The organism is Leptolyngbya sp. BC1307, assembly GCF_002286735.1.
In the GTDB taxonomy this organism is placed as follows: domain Bacteria; phylum Cyanobacteriota; class Cyanobacteriia; order Phormidesmidales; family Phormidesmidaceae; genus Phormidesmis.
Window position 1 is genome coordinate 1 of sequence record NZ_NRTA01000104.1, and the last position, 3653, is coordinate 3653.

The window sequence follows — 3653 nt, forward strand, 5'->3', positions numbered from 1 at the left end:
TACAGGAGAAGCTAAATGCCCAAAAGTCAGCCTTTAGATAAACAACCTCAGCAGCATCAGATAGATGCCTATGGGGGTATTGAGGCTGGCACATCTCTATCACGTCACCTGGGCTGTAGATATATTCGTCGAGGGTAGTTTCGACTTGGCGGACTTTGAAGGGGGTGAGGTAGCCGTCGTTGATGCCGGTTTTGAGGGCGTAGGTGTAGACGGGGTGGCCGAAGTAGTCGTAGGTGTCGGCGTTTTGCTGGCGTTTGGGGGTGGCGGTGAGGCCAAGCTGCACGGCGGGTGCAAAGTAGTCTAGGATGCCGCGCCAGTTGCTTTCGTCTTTTGCGCCACCGCGATGGCATTCGTCGATGATGATGAAGTCGAAGAAGTCGGGCGGGTAGTCGCCGAAGTTGGGCAATGGGTTGCCTGCGGCGTCGCGGCCAGACATGAAGGTTTGAAAGATGGTGAAGAAGACGCTGCCGTTTTTGGGGACGCGGCCTTTTTTGCTGATCGCTTCGGGGTCGATGCGGATGAGGGCGTCTTCGGGGAAGGCGGAGAAGGCGATAAAGGCTTGGTTGGCAAGGATGTTGCGGTCGGCTAGGAAGAGGATGCGGGGGCGGGGGCTGGGCTGTCGGCTGAGGTTCCAGCGGCTTTGGAAGAGTTTCCAGGTGAGCTGGAAGGCGATGAAGGTTTTGCCGGTGCCGGTGGCCATCGTCAGCAGAATGCGGTTTTGCCCTGCTGAAATCGCCTCTAATACGTGCTTGATAGCAAGGTGCTGGTAGTAGCGGGCTTCCCAGGTGCCGCTGCGACTCTCAAAGGGGATGGTAGAGAATCTGTCGCGCCATTCGTTCTCGGTGGCAAAGGTGGCGGCCCACAGTGCGTCGGGAGTGGGGTAGGCAGTGATGTAGCCTTCCTCGCCGGTCGTCATGTCGATTTGATAGATGCGGTTGCCGTTGGTGGAGTAGGCAAAGCGTATCTCTAGCTTTTGGGCGTATTTTTTGGCTTGGCCGATGCCTTCGGTATCGGGGAGTTCGCGCTTTTTAGCTTCGATCACGCCAAGCTTTTCGCCTTTGTATTCCAGTACGTAGTCGGCGTATTCTGCCGGGGCGCGTTTGCCGCTGCCGAGCAGCCGACCGGGCGCGATCACTTCGCGGCGGACGCGGCTGCCTTCTATGACGCCCCAGCCTGCGGATTTGAGGGCGGGGTCGATCAGTTCGGCGCGGGTTTCGGCTTCGTTCATGTTGAATTGAGGCAAGGGCTGTAACGCTGCTAGCTTCAGCAAATTGTGCATACAGTGTGTTCACAATTCACGGCCTGATGGTGATATCAGGTTGACTGTGTTTCTCGCTGCGAACATTTATCAACTCAACGAGAGTGCTAGCGGGTGGCCTACCGATGATAAAGCGTTCCCCTTGAACGGGCTGTGATTTGCTTGGGCGCTCTTTTGGGCAGGTTGTCGGACTTGTAGTCTGGGGGTTCACTTGGCGGCAGGAATCACCTGAATTAGGCCGGTATGGAAGGCGCTGTCGTGGGTGAGGATGGGTAGGTCTTCTAGTTCGGCTTGAGCCATCAGCATCCGGTCAAAGGGATCTCGATGGTCTATGGGCAGGTTTCCAGCTCTGAGCGCATGAGCTGTGGTGATGGGAAGCTCAGAAAAACCGGCTTTGTTTAGAACTTGAGCGTAGTTCTCGACTAGGTTTTTAGCTTGAGAGAGCTTGCCGATACGGTACTTGGTGGCGATTTCCCAGGCGCTGGCGCTGCTAACGAAGATGAGGTGATTTGGGTTGGTGATGATAGCGCGGCTGCTTTCATCCAGCTTGGGGTTGTCGAACACCCACCAGAGCAAGATATGGGTATCGATCAGGTAGCTCATTCCCATCGCTGTAGCTCTGCTTCAGGCAGCGGCTCGAAGAAGGCATCATCGACGTCGCCAGCAATTAGACCGGGCTGACGGGGTGGCTGAGGTTCTTTGCCGAGGCCCAGTCGAAAGTAGTGAATCAGGTCATAGATTTCGGCGAGCTTGTCTTCGGGGATGTCCTGTAGCTCTTTAACGATTTTTTGAATTAGCATGACGCTCCGAGGATCGGGGGATCGCTTGAGTGGCTGAGAGGTGAACTGGCTTAGCTCTTTTCTATGTTAGGAGAGGTCAACGGTTCTTAGGCGGCGATTTCTTCCTTAACTTTCTCGGCGTGGCTGGCGGTGTCGGCGGTGAGTTCGCCGGTAAAGGCTTTTTGTAGGATGGATTGTTTGAGTTCGTTGAGGGCAGTGAGTTACTGACAGTACGACCATTTTATTTTATAATTCACCAGCAAGTTTACTGTGGAATAAGAAATTGTTCGGTATGCCTTGCTATGCCTAGAAAAATTACACTGAATATAGAAAACGATGTCAATAAACCTTCGTTTTAGTGGGACTCTTGCTCCTGACAACAATGTCTCAATGAGGACTCTTAGCAAATCACTTTTCAACTTGCAAAAAGCTGTTGATAGATCATACCTTGACATTGAACGCAACGGCCTCTTGAAAAATGAAAAAATGCATAAGAGCGACTATGAGAGAGTTGTTTTGAACTTTCTATCAGTCGAGCAACGAAGCTTCGGAATCAGCTTTAAAGAAGCTTTTCCTACTCTTAAAGAGGTCTTTGACAGATTAGGAAGAGCCGTCAATGTTCCTTACGAAGAAGCCAAAAGCCAGTCTGATCTAGAGCTTTCAAAGCAATAGCTCAATAACCGCTGGTAGAAGGCAAGCTTGTTTTAGCTTGCAACAAAACAAGCCGACTCAGCAGGCAGGGCCTGAGCCGTTGCCTGAGCCGCTCTTTGTCTAATGACATCAGGCAACAAGGGAACAGTGTCATCGTGTTTGAGCCTGGAGGTCAAATATTGCCAGAACGAAAAGCCCAGCTTGCGACAGGTTTTTTTGAGGCCGACAAAGGTGTCACGCGCCTGCCTGCCCAAGTCATGGCGAGTGGTGCCACTAATCTTACGACGAGTGACCATCTCGCGAATATCAGATTCAGCGGCATTGGTATGCAAAGGCAGCGCTGGCATCTCCAGGACGCGCAGGAGTTCTGCCTTGTGGTTGGTAAACTGCTTGAGCACCGCGTTTAAGGGCGCATTGTCCTCGAAGGTCTGTGCAAAGATGGCATCAAAGCCTCGGTTGAATGCAGGTATATCGTCAGCAGAGGGGTCTTGGCGATAAAACTTCAAGGCTTGGTAGTAGGCCCACAGCTGATAGCGCAGGGCTTCAATTTCGTTGAGCTGCGCAGGGGTTTCGCCGCTCAATTTGCGCAGGGTACGTTCCATATGTATCCAGCACAGGGCATGGACGAACAAGACAAACTGCGGCGCACCATCACTGAGGATAATCAACTCAGGTGACACCCCATGGCTAATCACACTGCCGAGCAAAGCCGCTTCGGTGACCAACCTAACCGCGAGCGGGGTGACGATATCAAGGCGCTCTAAATAAGCTGCCCATGCCGATTCACCCTGACAAATCACCTGCTCAGAAAAGCTCAGTTTCTCTAAATGGCGAGACGCTAGCCCATGAGCGCTCAGGTAGGCTTGGGCATATTCGTTGAGCACATAGTCCTCAAACGGATGACGCAGGAGCTTGAGATAGTTTTGCCGGGACTTGTGCTCACTACTGCGAAAATAGGCAAATAG

At 52.7% G+C, this 3653-nt stretch carries 5 protein-coding genes; 1 reads left to right on the forward strand and 4 read right to left on the reverse strand.

Annotated features, from left to right (window positions below; genetic code table 11):
- From CKL79_RS22000 to CKL79_RS22010, 3 genes are all read right to left on the reverse strand, one after another.
- On the reverse strand, positions 1–1228 hold a 1228-nt coding region (locus CKL79_RS22000), incomplete at its 3' end, for a DEAD/DEAH box helicase family protein (protein ID WP_121971661.1).
- Positions 1229–1465: 237 nt separating this feature from the next.
- A complete protein-coding gene (locus CKL79_RS22005; RefSeq protein ID WP_121971658.1) occupies positions 1466–1867 on the reverse strand; it encodes a type II toxin-antitoxin system VapC family toxin in 402 nt (133 codons plus the stop codon).
- On the reverse strand, positions 1858–2058 hold the full coding sequence (locus tag CKL79_RS22010) for a hypothetical protein (protein ID WP_121971659.1): 201 nt from the start codon (positions 2056–2058) through the stop codon (positions 1858–1860). The genes CKL79_RS22005 and CKL79_RS22010 overlap by 10 nt, the downstream gene beginning before the upstream one ends.
- A 399-nt stretch (positions 2059–2457) precedes the next feature.
- Between CKL79_RS22010 and CKL79_RS22020 the strand changes: the two genes are divergently transcribed.
- Entirely contained in the window at positions 2458–2709 is a 252-nt protein-coding gene (locus CKL79_RS22020) for a hypothetical protein (RefSeq protein WP_121971660.1), read from the forward strand.
- Between the two features lie 32 nt (positions 2710–2741).
- Here the strand turns inward: CKL79_RS22020 and CKL79_RS22025 are convergent.
- A partial coding sequence (locus CKL79_RS22025) for a transposase (RefSeq protein ID WP_141242221.1) occupies positions 2742–3653 on the reverse strand: 912 nt, incomplete at its 5' end.